The organism is Pseudomonas sp. AN-B15 (assembly GCF_019056475.1).
GTDB classification, from domain to species: Bacteria; Pseudomonadota; Gammaproteobacteria; order Pseudomonadales; family Pseudomonadaceae; genus Aquipseudomonas; species Aquipseudomonas parakoreensis.
Genome location: NZ_CP049737.1, coordinates 926,877 through 947,267 on the forward strand (window position 1 = coordinate 926,877; position 20,391 = coordinate 947,267).

At 59.7% G+C, this 20,391-nt stretch carries 14 protein-coding genes; 5 read left to right on the plus strand and 9 right to left on the minus strand.

What is annotated here, in order from left to right:
• Positions 1-9: 9 nt before the first annotated feature.
• Positions 10-1,743: a PTS fructose-like transporter subunit IIB gene (locus GTQ41_RS04030; protein ID WP_047291203.1), complete on the plus strand. Its 1,734-nt coding sequence runs from the start codon at positions 10-12 to the stop codon at positions 1,741-1,743.
• Between the two features lie 142 nt (positions 1,744-1,885).
• Positions 1,886-3,427: an alkaline phosphatase gene (locus GTQ41_RS04035; RefSeq protein WP_047291205.1), complete on the plus strand. Its 1,542-nt coding sequence runs from the start codon at positions 1,886-1,888 to the stop codon at positions 3,425-3,427.
• A gap of 129 nt (positions 3,428-3,556) precedes the next feature.
• Here the strand turns inward: GTQ41_RS04035 and GTQ41_RS04040 are convergent, their stop codons facing one another.
• Positions 3,557-6,085 carry a sulfite reductase flavoprotein subunit alpha gene (locus GTQ41_RS04040; RefSeq protein ID WP_047291207.1) on the minus strand — a complete coding sequence of 843 codons (2,529 nt, stop codon included), beginning with the start codon at positions 6,083-6,085 and terminating at the stop codon, positions 3,557-3,559.
• A 235-nt stretch (positions 6,086-6,320) separates the two neighbouring features.
• Positions 6,321-8,642 (minus strand): TonB-dependent siderophore receptor, encoded by a 2,322-nt coding sequence (locus GTQ41_RS04045; RefSeq protein ID WP_047291209.1) that lies wholly within the window; start codon positions 8,640-8,642, stop codon positions 6,321-6,323.
• A gap of 207 nt (positions 8,643-8,849) precedes the next feature.
• Between GTQ41_RS04045 and GTQ41_RS04050 the strand changes: the two genes are divergently transcribed.
• Together GTQ41_RS04050 and GTQ41_RS04055 are read left to right on the plus strand one after the other, a co-directional pair.
• On the plus strand, positions 8,850-9,530 hold the full coding sequence (locus tag GTQ41_RS04050) for a Fe2+-dependent dioxygenase (protein WP_047291212.1): 681 nt from the start codon (positions 8,850-8,852) through the stop codon (positions 9,528-9,530).
• Positions 9,527-10,300: a tetratricopeptide repeat protein gene (locus GTQ41_RS04055; protein WP_047291214.1), complete on the plus strand. Its 774-nt coding sequence runs from the start codon at positions 9,527-9,529 to the stop codon at positions 10,298-10,300. The genes GTQ41_RS04050 and GTQ41_RS04055 overlap by 4 nt, the downstream gene beginning before the upstream one ends.
• A gap of 20 nt (positions 10,301-10,320) precedes the next feature.
• Here GTQ41_RS04055 and GTQ41_RS04060 read toward each other — a convergent pair whose 3' ends face one another.
• From GTQ41_RS04060 to GTQ41_RS04090, 7 genes are all read right to left on the minus strand, one after another.
• Complete coding sequence (locus GTQ41_RS04060) at positions 10,321-11,322, minus strand: alpha-xenorhabdolysin family binary toxin subunit B (RefSeq protein WP_047291217.1); 1,002 nt, start codon at positions 11,320-11,322, stop codon at positions 10,321-10,323.
• A 30-nt stretch (positions 11,323-11,352) separates the two neighbouring features.
• A complete protein-coding gene (locus GTQ41_RS04065) occupies positions 11,353-12,426 on the minus strand; it encodes an alpha-xenorhabdolysin family binary toxin subunit A (RefSeq protein WP_047291219.1) in 1,074 nt (357 codons plus the stop codon).
• A gap of 428 nt (positions 12,427-12,854) precedes the next feature.
• Positions 12,855-14,018 (minus strand): type III PLP-dependent enzyme, encoded by a 1,164-nt coding sequence (locus GTQ41_RS04070; RefSeq protein ID WP_047291221.1) that lies wholly within the window; start codon positions 14,016-14,018, stop codon positions 12,855-12,857.
• Between the two features lie 650 nt (positions 14,019-14,668).
• Positions 14,669-15,826 (minus strand): betaine/proline/choline family ABC transporter ATP-binding protein, encoded by a 1,158-nt coding sequence (locus GTQ41_RS04075; protein WP_047291222.1) that lies wholly within the window; start codon positions 15,824-15,826, stop codon positions 14,669-14,671.
• Complete coding sequence (locus GTQ41_RS04080; protein WP_041066877.1) at positions 15,823-16,476, minus strand: ABC transporter permease; 654 nt, start codon at positions 16,474-16,476, stop codon at positions 15,823-15,825. The genes GTQ41_RS04075 and GTQ41_RS04080 overlap by 4 nt, the downstream gene beginning before the upstream one ends.
• A gap of 12 nt (positions 16,477-16,488) precedes the next feature.
• Positions 16,489-17,382, minus strand: coding sequence for a glycine betaine ABC transporter substrate-binding protein (locus GTQ41_RS04085; protein ID WP_047291225.1), 894 nt, complete (start codon positions 17,380-17,382; stop codon positions 16,489-16,491).
• 21 nt (positions 17,383-17,403) lie between these two features.
• The gene (locus GTQ41_RS04090) at positions 17,404-18,093 is read right to left on the minus strand and encodes an ABC transporter permease (protein WP_177327907.1); all 690 of its coding nucleotides are present in this window, start codon (positions 18,091-18,093) and stop codon (positions 17,404-17,406) included.
• 449 nt (positions 18,094-18,542) lie between these two features.
• Here GTQ41_RS04090 and GTQ41_RS04095 point away from each other — a divergent pair, with 449 nt between their 5' ends.
• Positions 18,543-20,126: a peptide chain release factor 3 gene (locus tag GTQ41_RS04095; RefSeq protein WP_007965665.1), complete on the plus strand. Its 1,584-nt coding sequence runs from the start codon at positions 18,543-18,545 to the stop codon at positions 20,124-20,126.
• Positions 20,127-20,391: the final 265 nt, after the last annotated feature.

Below are 20,391 nucleotides of genomic sequence, written 5' to 3' on the forward strand. Positions count from 1 at the left end.
GGGTTTGTCATGAAATTAGCCATTGTCACGGCCTGCCCGAACGGCATGGTCACCAGTGTGCTGTGCGCCCGTCTGCTCGACGCGGCGGCCCAGCGTCAGGGCTGGAGCACCAGCGTTGAAGTGGTCGATGCGGCGCATCCGGAACGTGAGTTGTCGGCCGCCACCATTGAGGCGGCGGAGTGGGTGTTGCTGGTCGCCACCGGTGACATCGACATGACGCGTTTTGTCGGCAAGCGCGTGTTCCGCATCGCCCCGGCGCAAGCGCTGCAAGATGTCGAAGCGGTGCTGCGTCGCGGTGCGCAAGAGGCTGAAGTTTATGTCGCCAGCGAAGCCGCCCCGCTTACCGCTGCGCCGCGTGCGCCGCGCATCGTCGCCATCACCGCCTGCCCGACCGGTGTTGCCCACACTTTCATGGCGGCCGAGGCGTTGCAGCAGACGGCCAAGCGTCTGGGCTATGAACTGCACGTCGAAACCCAGGGTTCGGTCGGCGCGAAAACCCCGCTCAGCGCGACGGCGATTGCCGAGGCTGATGTGGTGTTGCTGGCGGCGGACATCGAAGTCGCCACCGAGCGTTTTGCCGGCAAGAAAATCTACCGCTGCGGCACCGGCATTGCCTTGAAGCAATCCGAAGCCACACTGAAAAAAGCCCTCGCCGACGCTCAGGTTGAAAGCGCTGCGAGCGACGGCAAGGCGCCAACCAAACAAGAGAAAACCGGCGTTTACAAACACCTGCTGACCGGTGTCTCGTTCATGCTGCCGATGGTGGTGGCCGGTGGTCTGATGATCGCGCTGTCGTTCGTCTTCGGCATCACCGCGTTCAAGGAAGAAGGCACGCTGGCGGCGGCACTGATGCAGATCGGCGGCGAGACCGCGTTCAAGCTGATGGTGCCGCTGCTCGCCGGTTACATCGCCTACTCGATCGCCGACCGTCCGGGCCTGGCACCGGGGATGATTGGTGGCTTGCTCGCCAGCACGTTGGGCGCCGGGTTTATCGGCGGGATCGTCGCCGGTTTCATCGCTGGTTATGCGGCCAAGGCCATCAGTCGTTATGTGGCGTTGCCGCAGAGTCTGGAAGCGCTGAAACCGATTCTGATCATCCCGTTGTTCGCCAGCCTGTTCACCGGTCTGGTGATGATCTACGTGGTGGGTAAACCGGTCGCCGGGATGCTCGCGGCGCTGACGCATTTTCTCGACAGCATGGGCACCACCAACGCGATCCTGCTCGGGGTGTTGCTCGGCGGCATGATGTGCGTCGACCTCGGCGGACCGATCAACAAAGCCGCGTATGCCTTCTCGGTGGGGCTGCTGGCTTCGCAGAGTTATGCGCCGATGGCCGCGACCATGGCTGCCGGTATGGTGCCGCCCATCGGGCTGGGCATCGCTACCTTCATCGCCCGCCGCAAGTTCGCCCAGACCGAGCGCGAGGCCGGTAAAGCGGCGCTGGTGCTGGGGCTGTGCTTTATCTCTGAAGGGGCAATTCCGTTTGCCGCCAAAGACCCGCTGCGGGTGATTCCGGCGAGCATCGCCGGCGGTGCATTGACCGGCGCGTTGTCGATGTACTTCGGCTGCAAACTGATGGCGCCGCATGGTGGCTTGTTTGTGCTGGCGATCCCCAATGCGATCAATCATGCGTTGTTGTATCTGCTGGCGATTGTTGCGGGGAGTTTGTTGACGGCTGTTGTCTATGCGACGGTCAAGCGTCCGGAAGCCGTTGAGTTGGCGCTGGAACCGGTAAAAGCTTAAGGGCAAAAGATCGCAGCCTTCGGCAGCTCCTACAGGGGATCGAGGTTCTCTGTAGGAGCTGCCGCAGGCTGCGATCTTTGTTTGTGTCATGCCGGATTCATGATCCCGTGCTTAAGTTTTCCTTTTTTCAGGGAGAACACGCATGAGCGATTTCAACGTTGGTCGCCGACGGGTCATGCAGGTTGTCGGTGCCGGGCTGCTGATGCCGGGGCTGGCGCCGGCAGTGATCGCGTCGGTCAAGGATCGGCCGCAACTCACCGACGGCGTGCAGTCCGGCGATCTGCAAGGCGACCGCGCGATGATCTGGAGCCGCAGCGACCGTCCGGCGCGGATGGTGGTCGAGTGGGACACCCGCAGCCAGTTTCGCCACCCGCGCCGTGTCGTCTCGCCCCTGGCTGACGCGCGCACCGATTTCACCGCCCGGGTTGAGCTGACCGGGCTGCCCGCCGATCAGGCGATTTTCTATCGGGTGTATTTCAAGGACGCGCAATCCGGCGTCGCCAGCGAACCGTGGCTCGGCCATTTGCGCAGCGCTCCGAAGGCGCGGCGCAATATCCGTTTCGTCTGGAGTGGCGACACCGTCGGCCAGGGCTTCGGCATCAACCCGGACATCGGCGGCATGCGCATCTACGAATCCATGCGCCTGCGCCTGCCGGACTTCTTTATCCACAGCGGCGACACCATCTACGCCGACGGCCCGGTGCCGGCGCAAGTAACCACCGAAGGCGGGCGGATTTGGCGCAACCTCACCACCGAAGCCAAGAGCAAAGTGGCGCAGACCCTCGACGACTATCGCGGCAATTACCGCTACAACCTGATGGATGAAAACATCCGCCGCTTCAATGCCGAAGTACCGCAGATCTGGCAGTGGGACGACCACGAAGTGGTCAACAACTGGTCGCCGGGCAAGCAGCTCGACGAGCGTTATCAAGAGAAAGATATCCACACCCTGGTCGGCCGTGCGCGCAAGGCCTGGCTGGAATATTCGCCGATGCGTTTGCAGGCGGCCGATGGCGGCGGGCGGATTTATCGCAAGCTCAGCTACGGGCCGATGCTCGACGTGTTCGTGCTCGACATGCGCAGCTATCGCGGGGCCAACGACGACAACCTTGGCGCGGCCAAACCGTTTTTGGGACGTGAACAACTGGACTGGCTCAAGCGCGGCTTGAAGCACTCCAAGGCGCAGTGGAAGGTGATCGCCGCCGACATGCCGATCGGCCTCGGCGTGCCCGACGGCGAGGTCAGCCCGGGCGTCGCACGCTGGGAAGCGGTGGCCAACGGTGATCCCGGCCCGGCGCAAGGGCGTGAACTGGAAGTCGCCGAACTGCTCGGTTTTCTGCGGGCGCAGCACGTGCGCAATTTCGTGTTTCTGACCGCGGACGTGCATTACTGCGCGGCGCATCATTACCACCCGGATCGCGCGGCGTTTCAGGATTTCGAACCGTTCTGGGAGTTTGTCGCCGGGCCGCTGAATGCCGGCAGTTTCGGGCCCAATCCGCTGGACAAGACCTTCGGCCCGGAGGTGGTGTTCCAGAAAGCACCACCGACGCAGAACGCTTCACCGTTTGCCGGGTTTCAGTTTTTTGGCGAGGTGAATATCGAAGCGCAGAGCGGGGAGATGAGTGTGGTGTTGCGGGATTTGAATGGGGTGGCGGTTTTCGAGCAGAAGTTGCAGCCTGTCTGATTTCACAGGCACTGCAATTTCCTTGTGGGAGCGAGCTTGCTCGCGAAAGCGGTGGATCAGTTGACAATTAGGCCGACTGGCACGACGCCTTCGCGAGCAAGCTCGCTCCCACATGGGGTATGAGTAGTGTCAGTACACGTCGCGGCGGTAGCGACCCTGTTCGATCAGGCGTTCGACTTCGGCGCTGCCGAGGATGTCGTTGAGTGCCTGATCGACGCCAGCGGCCATGCCCTGAAGGCTGCCGCAGATATAGATCACCGCACCATCGGCCAGCCACTTCTTCAGCTCTTCAGCGGATTCGCGCAGGCGATCCTGGACGTAAATCTTCTGCGCCTGATCCCGTGAAAACGCCAGATCGAGTCGCGCCAGATCGCCATTGATCAACCACTCTTCCAGCTCCGCGCGGCAGAGGAAATCATGCTCGCGATTGCGCTCGCCGAACAGCAGCCAGTGACGCTGCTGACCGTCGGCGATGCGTGCCTTGAGCAGGCTGCGCAGCCCGGCGAGGCCGGTGCCGTTGCCCAGCAGAATCATCGGCACCGGTTCGTTTGGCAGGTGGAAGCCACTGTTGCGACGTACACGCAGGCTGATGCTGCCGCCGACCGGAGCATGCTCGGTCAGCCAACCGGAACCGATGCCCAGGCTGCCATCGCTGTGCTGCTCCTGGCGCACGATCAACTCCAGCACACCGTCAGCGGCAATCGAGGCAATCGAGTACTCGCGCATCGCCAGCGGCACCATTGCCTCCACCAGCGCTTGCGCATGCAGGCCGACCAGATGCGCGCGATGCTCGGGCAGTTGGCGCGAGGCGAGGGCGACTTCCAGCGGCTCTTCCAGGCCGTTGATCGTCACGCGGGTTTCGCCGCGAATGCCGAGGCCGTCGAGGAAATGTTCGACCGCCCACGCGCAATTGCGTGGCAGCACCTCTACCAGATCCCCGGCCAGCCAGCTGCTGGTACTCGGCGCCTTCAGGCCCAACAGGTAAACCGGCGCGCCGCTGCTGTCGGGGTTCATCAGTTCGCGGCTGACCAGCGTCCAGTTGTCGTAGCTCGGCGCTTGCCAGGTGTCGACCGGCGCTTGCCCGGTGATCAGGCCGAGCTGCGTCTGCCAGTGACGCAGGGCGTACGGGTCGCCGCTGTCGACTTCCACCGGAGCGAACAGGGTCTTGCCGCCGTGATCGTCAAGCCACTGATGCAGGCGTCGGGCGAAGCCGCAGAATTGTGGGTACTGGCGATCGCCGAGGCCCAGCACCGCATAGTTCAGGCCGTCGAAGCTGGCAGCGGTACGCAGCACTTTGCGTTCGAAACCGCGCGCGCTGTCCGGTGCTTCGCCGTCGCCGAACGTGCTGACCACGAACAACGCATTGCTCGATTCGCGCAGATCCTCGGCGCTGACGTCCGCCAGCGGCTGCACCTTCACCGGCAACCCGGCGGCCTGTAATTGCCCGGCGGTCTGCCAGGCCAGTTGTTCGGCAAAACCACTCTGAGTGGCAAAACCCACCAACCATGCCGGTGCATCGCCGGCCGGAGTCTGAAGACCTTTGCGTGCGTCCTGAATCTGTTTTTTCTTGCGCCGGCGGTCCAGATACAGCAGCCATCCGGTGATGAAAAACAGCGGCATGCACACCGCCGCGAGGGTGACGATGATCCGTCCGGCCAGACCGAAATAGCTGCCGACGTGCAGCGCGTAAATGCTGGTCAACAGCTGCGCTTTGAAGCTCTTGTCGGCGTAGCGGTCGACACGTTTGACCACGCCGGTGGCCGGGTCGAGGGTGATCTGGTTCAGCGCGCGATCATGCGGCGAGCTGTCGAGCAGGTAGAACACGGTCGCCGGTTGCCCGGCCACTGGCGGCATGCGGATGTTATACGCCGACAGGCCCGGGCCGGCAGCGCTATAGATGCTGCTCCACATCGCCGCGTAGTCGGCCGTCGGTGCCGGGCCTTCCGGCGCCGGGCCACGACCGCCGCGCATGCGTTCGTTTTGCGGCGCATCGGAAAGCAGTCTGGTCAGGCCTTTGTTGTACCACTCGTACGACCAGGACAACCCGGTCAACGCCAGCAGCAGATACACCAGCAGGCACCAGGTGCCGGCCACCGAGTGCAAATCCCAGTTGAAGCTGCGGCCCTTTTTCTGCCAGTCGAGGGTCAGCCACACGCGCCAGCTGTTCCACTGGCGCGGCCAGCGCAGGTACAGCCCGGAGAGGCAGAAGAACACCAGGATCAAGGTGCAGGCGCCGGTGATGTTGCGCCCGGTATCGCCCATGGCGAGGAAGCGGTGCAGTTGCAGCATCAGACCGAAAAAGTCCTGGCCCACAGCGTCGCCCATGAACTCGCCGGTGTACGGATCGAAGTAGCGCATCTCGCCGCGACGTTCGCCTTTGGGCGGGGTGAAGTAGACACGTGCGGCGTTGCCGCTGTCGGTTTCGACCCAGAGCATCGCGACTTTCTTGCCGGCGCTTGCTTCGATGTGTTCCACCAGCTCGACCGGGGGCAGGACGCCAGCGACCTGTTTTTCCACCTGCAACACCGACGGGTTCAGCGCCCGCAGGATTTCGTCCTGGAACGAGTAGGCGGCACCGGTAATGCCCATCAGGGCCAGCACCAGCCCGGCAGTGATGCCGAAAAACCAGTGCAACTGGAACAGGGTTTTCTTCAACACGTCGCTCGCCTTGTCCGTTCGAAAATTGTCATCACGGCGCGCATTATGCCGTGGGTTGTCGAGAGCTTCTTTGATTACGCACAAAGGCCCCGTTCAGTCGATGAACGGGGCCAAGCCTTGCGGCGCATACCTTGTGGGAGCGAGCCTGCTCGCGAAGACGTCGTGTCAGTCAGCCTCTACTTGACTGACCCACCGCTTTCGCGAGCAGGCTCGCTCCCACAGGTTTCCACATCGGTCAGAAGTGGAAGTTGGTGCTCAACAATGCAGTACGGCCCGCCGCCTGGTTGGCGAAGTGCGTCGAGAAGGCTTTGTCGTAGTAGACCTCGTTGGTCAGGTTCTGCACGTTGAGTTGCAGGTCGACATTCTTGCTCAGCTTGTAGGCGGCCATCGCGTCGTAGCGGACATAGGAATCGACCATCGTGGTGTTGGCCACGCTGCCGTAGACGTCGTCGACGTAGAACGCGCCGCCACCGAGGGTCAGCTTCGGCGTGACCTGGTAAGTGGTCCATAGGCTGGCGCTGTTTTTCGGCGTGTTCGGCAACTCGTTACCGTTGTTGGCCTTGTTGGTCGGCAGGTCGCCACCGTCCACCTGTTCGCTGTCCATGTAGGCGTAGCCAGCGAACACTTGCCACTTGTCGGTGATCTTGCCGCTGGCCGACAGCTCGATACCTTGCACGCGGGTCTTGCCGGCGTTTTCGTACGAGGTGGTGTCGACTTGTACGCGAGCGTTTTCTTTCTCGGTGCGGAAGAGGTCAGCGGTCAGCGACAGGCGATCGTTCAGCAGATCCCACTTTGTACCGATTTCGTAGTTCTTGGTGGTTTCCGGCTCCATGTCGCTCTTGAGCAGGTTGCCATTGCGGTCCGGAGTGCCGCCCAGCGGGTTGCCTTCCTGGCCTTCGCCGAGGGTGTTGCCCGGTGGCGTCGCGGAGGTTGCGTAGGAGGCGTAGATGCTGCCGTTTGGTGCCGGTTTGTAGACCACGCCGAACTGACCGGTGACGAACTCGCTGGTGTCATCACCCTTGGAAGTGGTGGTGCCTGCTTTGTTGTAGGTCTTGTAGTCGGTATCGAAGTGGTCGTAACGCAGGCCCATGTTCACCAGCCACTGCTCGGACAACTCCAGGGTGTCGAACGCATACAGCGCATAGGTGTTGGCCTTGGTGTCGGTGCCGGCGTAGTTGCGCGAGATCGCGCCGTTCCACGGATCGTTAGGGTTCGGATTCGACAGCGAGGTGCAGTTGTAGCCGCTCGATGCGCCAATCATCGACGGGGTGCAATTGGTGGTCGCGGCGCTGGTGCGCGGCGTGGTGTCAGTGTTGACGTTGTACGAGGATTTCTGGCCTTCCTCGCGGGTGTATTCGACACCGGTGGAGAAGCTGTTCTTGAAACCGGCGACATAGAAATTGCCGAACAGATCAGTCTGATTGGTGGTGGTCTCGGTGTTGCTGACCCGCGTGTTGGCACGGCGCCAGACGCTGCCATTGTTGACGTTGCCCTTGCTGTCGTCCGGCTGAGTCAGGATGTAATCCTGCATGCTGGTGCCGTGCCGCAGGGTGTTCTTGATGGTCAGCGAGTCGCTCAGGTCATGCTCGATGGCGAAAGTCGCGGTGTCGGTGCGGCCCTTGCGGAAGTCCCGATCCAGACCGTAGAAGTTGCTGTGATCGCCACCGGCGTACGGCTTGTCCGGGTTGGACTTGGTACGTGCCGCCGAACCGCCGGCCGGAATGGTGTAGGGAATGCCCGAGTCCGGGGTGTCGTTGCTTTCCAGATGGTAGTAGTCAAGGTTGACGCGGGTGTCGGTGCCCAGGCCAAACGCCAGGGACGGCGCGATGCCCCAGCGATCGTAGTCGACCTTGTCGCGACCGGCGACATTGCTCTCGTGGCTCATCAGGTTCAGGCGGCCGGCAGCGGTGTCGCTGAACTGGTAGTTGCCATCCAGGGTGTATCGCTGGGTCTGGTCGGAACCCCAGGTGAAACCACCGTCGAACGAGTTGCCCAGGTGTGCTTTTTTGCTCACCAGGTTGATGCTGCCGCCGGCTGCGCCACGACCGCCGATGGCCGAGTTCGGGCCTTTGCTGACTTCAATGTTCTCCACAGCGAAGATTTCGCGGCTCTGCGAACCGGTGTCGCGCACGCCGTCGAGGTAGGTGTCGCCTTGAGCGTCGAAGCCGCGGATGAACGGACGGTCACCCTGCGGGTTGCCGCCTTCACCGGCACCGAAGGTGATGCCCGGCACGGTGCGCAGCGCGTCCTGCATGTTCAGGGCGCCGGTGTCTTTGAGCACTTGTTGCGGGATGACGGTGACCGAGCGCGGGGTATCGACCAGCGGCGCGGTGTACTTGGGCGAGGAGGCTTTTTCGACCTGGTAGGACGTCGAGTCCTGCGCTTCGCCGGTGATGGCGGTAGCGTCCAGGGCGATGGCATTGCCGGAGGCTTTGCTGTCGGTCTTTTCTGCGGCGAAGACCATGTGGCCAGCGGAACCGGCGGTGATGGCGACACCAATGGCCGAAGCGAGCAGGCGTGGTGAACTGACCGGCAATTGTGCGTGTTGACGTGACATTTTTATTCCCCTCCCCAAGGATTTGAGGTCGCGGAATATAGGGTAAACAGGTATTCGTATCAATTGCGAAACATTGTTATTCGCGACGAATTTACATTCTTTACAATTTAACCTTACGGTTTTTACCGGTTCATCCGTCACGCGGGTTTTACACAGCCAATAAGAATCAATACCATTGGCACCCCTTTACCATCAGGTACGATCGCCATGCTGTTGCACATCCCCGGCCTGTTCGGCAAAGAAGAAGTGCAGCGCATCCGCGAGGCGCTGGAGCAGGCGGATTGGGCCGATGGCAAAATCACCGCCGGCTATCAGTCGGCCAAGGCCAAGCACAATCTGCAACTGCCGGAAGGCCATCCGCTGGCCAAGGAAATCGGTGCCGCGATGCTCGAGCGGCTGTGGAAAAATCCGCAGTTCATGTCCGCTGCGCTGCCGCACAAAGTATTCCCGCCGTTACTCAACTGCTACACGGCGGGCGGCAGTTTCGACTTTCACATCGACAACGCCGTGCGTCAGCCCAAAGGCAGCATCGAGCGGGTGCGCACCGATCTGTCGGCCACGCTGTTTTTCAGTGAGCCCGAGGATTACGACGGCGGCGAACTGGAGATTCAGGACACCTTTGGCACGCAACGGGTGAAACTGCCCGCCGGCGACATGGTGCTGTACCCCGGCACCAGCCTGCACAAGGTCAACGCCGTCAGCCGTGGCGCGCGTTATGCGTCGTTCTTCTGGACGCAGAGTCTGGTGCGCGAAGACAGCCAGCGCGCCTTGCTGTTCGAGATGGACGGGGCGATCCAGCAGCTCACTCAGGACATGCCTGATCACCCGTCGCTGATTCGCCTGACCGGCACCTATCACAACCTGCTGCGGCGCTGGGTTGACGTATGAGTTTTCAACTGCGGCGCGAGGAAGTGCTCGACGTTGCGCAGCTCAGCGCCATGCTCGAAGAAAGTCCGGCGCGTGCGGCGCAGGCGATTCTGCTCGCCGCCGGCCAGGGCATTGTTGAAGCGCAGGCGTTGCTCGGGCAGATCCTGCTCGATGGCCGTGGCATTGCTCAGGATCAAACGTTGGCACTGCGCTGGTTCGCCATCGCCGCCAGGCAAGGGCACTGGATGGCGCGCAACATGCTGGGCCGTTGTCATGAGCATGGCTGGGGATGCGTCGCGAATGCCGCGATTGCTGCGCAGCATTATCGAATCGCCGCTGACGCGGGGCTGGATTGGGCGATGTACAACCTCGCCAATCTGCTGGCGACCGGGCGCGGTGTCATGGTCGATCAGCGTCAGGCATTGGCGTTGTATCAGCGCGCCGCTGAAGCGGGTCATGCGAAGTCAATGAACCTGCTGGGACGGTATCTGGAGGAAGGGCGGGCAGGCCCGATGGATCTGCCAGCAGCACACGACTGGTATCGACGCTCCGCCGAGGGTGGGGATTTTCGCGGGCAGTTCAGTCACGCCGCGATCCTGGCGCAAGCGGGGCGAATCGAAGAGGCGCTGCAATGGCTGCGCAAGGCTTTATGGCTCGGCAATGTGAAGTTCCTGCGCGTCAGCGGCGAATCGCTGCTGGCATCCGCGCATCCGCAGATACGCGCCATGGGCGCCGAGTACCGTCAGCGTCTGGCGGCCCTTGACGCCGAGGCGCCTGCTCTCCATCAGTAATCGAGGGCAGGCGCTTTCGATCACCCGCGTAACCAGCGTCCCTGCAGCGGGATCAGGTAATTGCGCAGGGACTGGCTGTGTTCCAGCAATCGTTCGCCACGCCGCAGAACGTCTTCATTCGGCACAGCCGTGACCGCACCGAGAAACGCGGAAAACGCAGCCGTCAGTTTGCCGGCCTCACTGACATAGGTTTGCTGGTGTGGCACAACCTTCTGGGTATCTTTCAACTGGCGGGTCTTGTCGTCGTTGTCGCGCAGTTGCCTGGCCAGCGACGCCACGCGCTCCTCGCGTTGTGCAAGGCGCGTCTGGATGATCTGACGCGCCTTGATCAGATCCTTGTATTTGATCAGCTCGTTGGCTTCGTCGAGAAACTTGTTGGCGATAATCAGTCCGGCCTCCAGCGCCGCCGCCTCAGGGGTTGTCGGTTTGTTGCCGATGATCGCCTTCAGTTGTTCAAGCAATGGCTTGATTCGATCAATGAATGTCAGCTTTTCGAACTCGGCAATGGCCAGATTCAGAACGGTTTCATCGTCTTTCAATTCGGCCAGCGGGATTTTCTCGGCGTCGTACTCTTGGGTCAGACTGATTTTGGCCGCAGCCAATTCTTCAAGTCGGAAACGATTGTTGCTGATGGCGATGCTCTGCACGCCGAACACACCGTTGTGCAGTGAAGCTTGCAACCTGGTCATGTGTTCAGCGCATAGCTTGATCAGTTGCGTGACGATGTGCGAATACTGCTGGCGTGCTTTTTCAACCTGAGCACTCGGTTCACTGGCGTTGAGGCTGGCCAGTGCCTGCAGGTTTTCGTTCAGGTCGTCGGTCTCCAGCGCTGTAATTGCCGAAGTGAAGATATTCGCGGCCGTAAGATCAAGGTCGCTGACGGCGGCATTCAAAGCGATCAACTCATCGCTCAAGGCTTTGATATACAGGTTGGCAGAGCCAACGAGCGCTTGATAACGAATTGCCTCGCGGCTTTCTTGAATACGGCCGAGGTCAGGCTGGGCGTAAATAAGGTTGGTCATGATGAATATTTCCTGAATGATTGGATGGCGTCAGTCGAATGCGTGGATGAGTTGATTCGCGTTGGCTTGAACGGTTTTCCAGTTTTTAATAACAATCTTGAAACTGGAGACAAAACTTCTGAGGGTCAGAAACTCGTGCATGCCCATGACTTTATTTTGCGAAGCGTTGATGTAGTCAGTAATGGATATCCATAGCGTCTCCAGTTGCGAGGTACTTTGGATGGCTCCTTCGACATACAGCGACATGCTGTCCAGACCCGATTGGAATTCCAGAAGCGTGCCGGCCAGGATGTTGGTTTGTTTGATCTGCTCCGCGAGTTGATCTCGCTGGGCGATCAATGGGCGTAAATGGGTACTCTGCTGAAGTTCGAGCGTTTTGTAATAAACGCTCGAGCCGAGGGGGCCGCCTTGGTATGCGGTGAAAAAACCAAGAATGTGATCAAAAAAATCCGGCGCCGTCTCGCGGGTTTTTTCCTGTATGAGTTTGTTCGCCCGATCAATCGAAACGTTCAATTCGGTCAGTTGTCGGTTGAGTTGCGCATCGCCGGCCAAACGTAGTTTTTCGCCAATACTCACGGCAACGTTGTCGTTAAGGTCGGTCCTGAAATACTTCAAACGTTCGCTGACATCCAGACTGCTGAGCTGCTTCTCGCCGATCGATCTTGCAATGAATGCGAGAGATTCCTGAATGGAGCCAAATCGATTCTTTTCTGCCGTGCCGATCTCCAGTGGCGGGAGCCTGGTTATTTCTTCTTCGCTCAGCGAGTCGATGGTGCCCAGGTAATTTATGTAGCCCGGCATCGTCACGATGGCGTCGATAATTTCCTGACCAAAACTTTCCAGGTCCTCCGAAAAGGTCGAGAGACTTCCGGCCACACGCTTCATCGAATACTCGATATCGATCCACGAATTGGCATTGTTGATGATCGTATGATTAAGCTGAACAATGTCAGTAAGTTCCAGGCCGGTAATGCCGGTGTGTTTGGTTTTTAATTGGCGTTCTACATCTTCGACATTGCGTGGCAATGCTTTCGCGGCAGAGATATAGTTCTTTATTTTTCGAATGTCGTCCTTGGTGATGAGCGGATTTGGACTGGGTTGCACTTTTTAATTCCTTGAGTGGTTGTAAGAGTCTCAAGGTTAATATTGCTTTTGCTTGTGAGTATAGGCATTGAGTGTGACTTCTTGTTGTTTATTATTTGTCGTTTTTTGAAATCTCTTGCATAAGTGGTGGATGAGTTTTGGTTGTTCGGGATGTGTGTGTTTTTTAATATTTAACGGCTTGTGGGTATTTGTTTTCGTGAACTAAGTTGAATGGCAGATTATCAATAGGAGCGCTCACAGAGAAATTTGCGATTGCTAAAGGAGGAGGTTGACGACCCTGCAGACGCTGACGACGTTCGTGAAGACAGGGAGGCTGAATTGTCGGCTATTGGCAAAAAGATCCATGCGCAGTTGACCCGTATCGAGTCATGGCTGCGCCAATAAAAAAAGGCCCATGAAAACATGGGCCTTTTTTCAATCGACGTGGGTTACACGTAGAACGATTTCAGCGGCGGGAAGCCATTGAATTCGACGGCGCTGTAACTGGTGGTGTAGGCACCGGTCGACAGCCAGTACAGACGATCACCGATCGCCAGGTTCAGTGGCAGGCCGTACTTGTAGTTCTCGTACATGATGTCGGCGCTGTCGCACGTTGGACCGGCGATCACCACTTCTTCCATCTCGCCTTTCTTCTCGGTCCAGATCGGGAACTTGATGGCTTCGTCCATGGTTTCGATCAGCCCGGAGAACTTGCCCACATCGGTATAGACCCAACGCTCGACGGCGGTGCGCGATTTACGTGCGACCAGTACCACTTCGCTGACCAGAATGCCGGCGTTGGCGATCAGCGAACGGCCCGGTTCCAGAATGATTTCCGGCAGGTCATCACCGAAGTCTTCTTTCAGGAAACGGATGATCTCTTCGGCGTAGGTTTCCAGGCTGTTGGTGCGGGTGATGTAGTTGGCCGGGAAGCCACCGCCCATGTTGATCAGCTTCAGGTGGATACCGTCCTCTTCCTTCAGGCGCTCGAAGATCACTTTGACCTTGGCGATCGCTGCGTCCCAGACGCTGATGTCGCGCTGCTGCGAACCGACGTGGAACGAGATGCCGTAAGGCACCAGACCGAGGTCGCGGGCGAGGATCAGCAGGTCCATGGCCATGTCGGTCTGGCAGCCGAACTTGCGCGACAGCGGCCAGTCAGCGGTGGTCGAGCCTTCGGTGAGGATGCGCACATAGACTTTCGAACCCGGCGCGGCTTTGGCGATGTTGCGCAGGTCGGCTTCGGAGTCGGTGGCGTACAGGCGCACGCCCTTCTCGAAGAAGTAGCGGATGTCCTTGGACTTCTTGATAGTGTTGCCGTAGCTGATCTGATCCGGGCTGACGCCACGGCTCAGGACTTTGTCCAGCTCATAGATGGAGGCGATATCAAAGCTCGAGCCTTTCTCTTTGAGCAGGTCGATGATCTCGACAGCCGGGTTGGCCTTGACCGCGTAGTAGACCTTGGCGAATTCGAAACCGGCGCGCAGGTCATCGTAGGCCTGGGCGATCATCGCGGTGTCGATCACCACGAAAGGGGTTTCCTGTTTGTCGGCGAACGCCTTCATTTTCTGAAAGGTTTCGCGCGCGAAATAGTCTTCGACCTGGATCGACATGCTGGAGTGCTCCTATGGGCAAACGGGTAAAAACATGGGTGTAAATGAACGTCCTCCGTATCCCCACTTTGGTTCGCCTACTTCCCAAGGCATGTCGCCGAAAGCAAAAAGGCCACGGGCGTAACTGCCCTTGGCCTTGCTGTCTCGTCGTCAGTACTTGAGCCGGATGGATCGTTTCCAGCATGGACGTTCGGCGCGAACTTTAGGGCGTGAGGGGCCTGAGATCAACTAAAAATGTCGCGTTTTTGCACGCTTCTGACGTACGTCGCGGATATCACTCTTTGTAGCCGACCGAGATGACGGACAGATGTTCCCCACCAATTTTCATGTGTTAAAAATACCTGCACGTTCGGCGCTTTTGTCAGCTAACTCAAGGGCAAGTACGTTAGGCGCAACATCGGCGACGTTGGCGGCGAGAGGTGGGTGTGAGGGGGATTTTGGTAAATGTGGCGGGTGCTTTAGCAGTGCCAGAGCTCACCTCGGTGTTGATATTCTTTTCCAGTCTTTGAATACACAAAAAAACTGTGGCGAGGGAGCTTGCTCCCGCTGGACTGCGAAGCAGTCCCCGCTTTTTTAAAAGCAGGGCCGCTTCGCGACCCAGCGGGAGCAAGCTCCCTCGCCACAGGGTAGATGTTCGACCTTTTAATTGATCAGGCGACCACGGCCTCAGCCGGCGAAACGATATTGGTCTTCATGCCCCGCGAACGTCCCGAGCTCAGGTAAGCCGCAATCGACTCCTGCGTCACTTCGCCAAGGAACACTCGTTCGGCATCCATCACCGGCAGCCACGAACGATTGAACTCGTACATGCGCGACAACAGGATGCGCAGGTGCTCGTCGTACGCTGCAGTGGCGTTGAACTCACGGAGGAATTGCGCGCAGGTGCCGGTCTGGCGATGCAGGTCGCGGCGTCGCACATAACCCAGCGCCTTGTTCTCGGCACAGGTGACCACCACGTAGCGGCGGTCATGCTCGTCCATCAACTCCAGCGCATCGGCCACCGGGGTTTCCGGACTGACCGACGGGGCGTTGTCCGCCGCGTCTTCCGCCTTCACCAGCAGCAGACGCTTGAGGGTGCTGTCCTGGCCGACGAAGTTGCTGACGAAGTCGTCTGCCGGGTGCGCGAGCAGGGTGTCCGGGTGATCGATCTGCAGCAGCTTGCCGGCGCGGAAGATCGCGATCTTGTCACCGAGTTTGATCGCTTCGTCGATGTCGTGGCTGACCATGATCACGGTCTTGTTCAGCGCGCGTTGCATCTCGAAAAACTCGTTCTGGATCATCTCGCGGTTGATCGGGTCGACCGCGCCGAACGGCTCGTCCATCAGCAACAGTGGCGCATCGGCCGCCAGCGCACGGATCACACCGATGCGCTGTTGCTGACCACCGGACAGTTCACGCGGGTAGCGATGCAGATACTGCTTGGGTTCCAGCTTGATCATGCTCATCAGTTCGCGGGCGCGGTCGTGGCATTTCTGTTTGTCCCAGCCGAGCAGTTTCGGCACCACGACGATGTTCTCTTCGATGGTCATGTTCGGGAACAGACCGATCTGCTGGATCACGTAGCCGATGTTGCGGCGCAAGGTCACTTCGTCGAGGTCGGTGGTGTCTTCGCCGTTGATCAGGATCTTGCCCGAAGTCGGTTTGATCAGACGGTTGATCATTTTCAGCGTGGTGCTTTTGCCGCAACCCGATGGCCCGAGGAACACACAGATCTCGCCTTCATTGACGGTCAGGCTCACCGAGTCCACGGCTTTGACATCTTTGCCGTTGCTCTGGAAGGTCTTGCTGAGGTTTTGAAGTTCGATCATTTGAGGAGTCCTTTTGGAGTCAGCGTACGTTGCAGCCACTGCAGGAGAAGGTCGGCGAAGATCGCCAGAAGACTGACCAGCAGCGCGCCGACGATCAGCATCGACATGTCGCTGCGGCTGATGGAGGCGAGGATCAGCACACCGAGGCCTCCGGCGCCGATGGTCGCGGCGATGGTCATCACGCCGATGTTCATCACCACCGCAGTGCGCACGCCGGCGAGAATCACCGGCACCGCAATCGGCAGCTCGACCATGCGCAGGCGCTGGCCGAAGGTCATGCCGATGCCGCGCGCGGCTTCACGAATGCCCGGTTCGACGCCGGTCAGGGCGAGGTAGGTGTTGCGCATGATCGGCAGCAGCGAATAGAGGAACACCGCAGTGATCGCCGGCATCGGCCCCAGGCCCTGGCCGAATTTGGAATAGAACGGCAGCAGCAGGCCGAACAGCGCAATCGACGGCACGGTCAGCAACACTGTGGCGCTGGCTTGCAAGGGACCTGCGAGTGTCGGGAAGCGCGTCATCAGAATGCCCAGCGGCACGCCGATGAGAATCGCCAATGTCACCGCGATGCCGACCAGGGTGATGTGCTGCCAGGTCAGGTGCATCACCTGCTGCCAGTCGAGGTGGGAAAAGGCGTTCAGAAATTCCATGACTTTTCCTCCTTAGTTGAGTGGATGCTGGCGCAGGAAATCGGCGGCCACTTTCGATGGGCTTTCGTGATCGACGTCGACCCGCGCGTTGAGCTGGCGCATGGTTTCGTCGTCGAACAGTTGCGCCAGCGGTTTGAGTTGCTCGGCCAGTTGCGGGTGCGCGTCGAGGTAGGCCTGGCGCACCACGGGCGCGGCGGTGTAGTCGGGGAAGTAGTGCTTGTCGTCTTCCAGCAGTTTCAGGCCGAACGCATTCAGGCGGCCGTCGGTGGTGTAGACCAGACCGGCAAACACCTGGCCATTGCGCAGCGCGGTGTAGACCAGCCCCGCGTCCATCTGCCGGATGTTCTTGCGGGTCAGGTTCATGTCGTAGAGCTTGACCATGCCGTCCAGACCGTCGGAGCGGTTGGCGAACTCGGTGTCCAGCGCCACCAGGTGATTGGTCCGGGCTTCATCGCGCAGCACCTTGTTCAGATCGCTGATGGTGTTGATCTGCGGATACTCCTCGGCGACTTTTTTCGGCAGGGCGAGGGCGTAGGTGTTGCTGAATTTCGACGGGGTCAGCCAGACCAGGCCTTTTTTCGCATCGAGTTCTTTGACCCGGGCGTAGGACTGTTCGCTGTCGAGTTTCTCGGTGACATGGTTGTAGGCCACCAGCGACACGCCGGTGTATTCCCAGAGCATGTCCAGCTGACCGCTTTCATGGGCGCTGCGGGCGAGGTTGCTGCCCAGGCCGCCGGTGATCTGCGCGTCGTAGCCTTTGCTGCGCAGGTATTGCGCGGTGATTTCCGCGAGCAGGGTCTGCTCGGTGAACACCCGGGCGCCGAGGCGGATAACCGGTTTGTCGGCGGCTTGGGCCAGTCCTGCAAACAGCAGGAAGCAGCTCAAGATCAAGCAAAATCGTTTCATAACTATTCCTTCGCAAAAGCCTTAAGACGGGCGCAGACCGCGTTCCAGCCAGAGACGGCTGGCGAGGGTGACGACGCCATCGAGCAGCAGGGCCAGCAGCGCGGTACACGCAGCGCCGAGCAGCAGTTGCGGCTGATTGTTCAGGGCGATGCCGGGGAAGATCAGGCTGCCGAGGCTGTTGGCGCCGATCAGGAAGGCCAGCGGTGCGGTGCCGACGTTGATCGCCAGCGCCACGCGCACGCCACCGATGATGATCGGCACGGCGTTAGGCAATTCGACTTTCCACAGCACCTGGCGCGGGGTCATGCCGATGCCGACGGCGGCTTCTTTGAGCGACCCCTGAACGTTTTTCAGGCCTTCGTAGGTGTTGCGCACAATTGGCAACAGAGAAGCGAGGAACAAAGCGAAGATCGCCGGACCACTGCCGATGCCGAGAATCCCCAGGGCAATCGCCAGTACGGCCAGCGGAGGCACGGTGTTGCCGATATTGAAGATTTGCATGAAGCGTTCAGCGCGGCCGACCATGCTCGGGCGGCTGAGAAAGATACCGGCGGGGATGCCCACGACCAGGGCGGCCAGCATTGAAGCGAGGACGAGAATCAGATGAGCTTGCAGGTAAAACAACAAATCGTCGCGGTAGTGTTCGATCGTGTTGATGCCGATCCAGTGGACCAGCAGGGCCAGGAGCGCGATCACCACCGCACCTCCCATCAGCCCTTTGCCATAGCGGATAGCCACAGGCGGACTCCTTTTTTTGTAGTCGGCGAGCGCAGCTCCGTGTGGCAAGGCCATTCCTGGCTGCCGAAGTCAGCGTTCGCGAAAAGTAGCCGTTTTTCAGGACCGGCAAAGCGATCTGAAAGCGAGCCATGAGCGCAGCCTCGTCAGGCTAACTTGCTGATTTTTCAGCCCCTGACGAAATGCCGTAACAGGGGATGGACGTCTCCGTGCTTTAAAAGGTTCCCACGTCAGACACTGTTTGGCCACCCGTAGGAGCTGCCGCAGGCTGCGATCTTTTGATTTTGTTCTTGAGAGCAAGATCAAAAGATCGCAGCCTGCGGCAGCTCCTGCAGGGTTTTGCGTGACCGAGGGACGGTGGTTCGGCGGTTACTTTTTAAGCTATACTCGCCGCCCTTTTTTGAATCACCGCCAGGCGATTTCCCATGACCAACCAGGCCGCCGAAGTCGCGAAACGCCGCACTTTCGCCATTATTTCCCACCCCGATGCCGGTAAAACCACGATCACCGAAAAGCTCCTGTTGATGGGCAAGGCGATTGCAGTGGCCGGTACGGTGAAATCCCGTAAATCCGACCGCCATGCGACATCCGACTGGATGGAGATGGAGAAGCAACGGGGTATTTCCATTACCACGTCGGTCATGCAGTTCCCGTATCGCGAACACATGATCAACCTGCTCGACACCCCGGGCCACGAAGACTTCTCCGAAGACACCTACCGCACCCTGACCGCAGTCGACTCGGCGCTGATGGTGCTCGACGGCGGTAAAGGTGTCGAGCCACGGACCATCGCCCTGATGGACGTCTGCCGTCTGCGTGACACGCCGATCGTCAGCTTCATCAACAAACTCGACCGTGACATCCGCGACCCGATCGAACTGCTCGACGAAATCGAAGCCGTCCTCAAGATCAAGGCAGCGCCGATCACCTGGCCGATCGGTTGCTACCGCGACTTCAAGGGCGTGTACCACCTGGCCGACGACTACATCATTGTCTACACCGCCGGTCACGGTCACGAACGCACTGAAACCAAGATCATCGAGAAACTCGACTCCGACGAGGCGCGTGCGCACTTGGGCGACGAGTACGAGCGCTTCCTCGAACAGCTGGAACTGGTGCAGGGCGCCTGCCACGAGTTCAACCAGCAGGAGTTCCTCGACGGTCAACTGACTCCGGTGTTCTTCGGTACCGCACTGGGCAACTTCGGGGTCGACCACGTACTTGACGCCGTTGTGGACTGGGCGCCGCGTCCGCTGGCCCGTGTCGCCAACGAGCGCACCGTCGAGCCGGTGGAAGAGAAGTTCTCGGGCTTCATCTTCAAGATCCAGGCGAACATGGACCCGAAACACCGCGACCGTATCGCTTTCATGCGTATCTGCTCCGGCAAGTACGAGAAAGGCATGAAGATGCGCCACGTGCGTACCGGCAAGGACGTGCGCATCGGCGACGCCTTGACGTTCTTCTCTTCCGAGCGTGAACAGCTGGAAGAGGCGTATGCCGGCGACATCATCGGTCTGCACAACCACGGCACGATCCAGATCGGCGACACCTTCAGCGAAGGCGAAGTCCTCGGGTTCACTGGTATCCCGCACTTCGCCCCGGAGCTGTTCCGCCGCGTGCGTCTGCGTGATCCGCTGAAGTCCAAGCAATTGCGTCAGGGTCTGCAGCAGTTGGCCGAAGAGGGCGCGACCCAGGTGTTCTTCCCGGAGCGCAGTAACGACATCATTCTTGGCGCCGTCGGTGTGCTGCAGTTCGATGTGGTCGCCAGCCGTTTGAAGGAGGAATACAAGGTTGAGTGCTCGTATGAGCCGATCACTGTTTACTCGGCGCGTTGGATTGAATGCAGCGACAAGAAGAAGCTTGAGGAGTTTTCCAACAAGGCGGTGGAGAACCTCGCGCTGGATGGCGGTGGGCACCTGACCTACCTGGCGCCGACGCGGGTTAACCTGGCGTTGATGGAGGAGCGTTGGCCGGATGTGAAATTCCGTGCGACGCGTGAGCATCATTAAGCGCTGAGCTGGGTTGTTCGAAAGCCCCTGAGGTGTAGGCCTTGGGGGTTTTTTTTGGGGCTTTGTCTTGGCGGCCTTTGGGCCGGCCAGGCTTCGGGTGGTTTTGGGTGTATATCCGTTTTTTCGGTGATGGCGGCTTAGGGTTTCGCCCTGACGGCGACTCACTTTTTTGACAAACGCCTCAAAAAAGTAAGCAAAAAAAGGCTTGCTCCTGCGTTCGGCCCGCTCGCTGGGGCTCGGGGTCCCTTCGTTGCGGGATTGATCC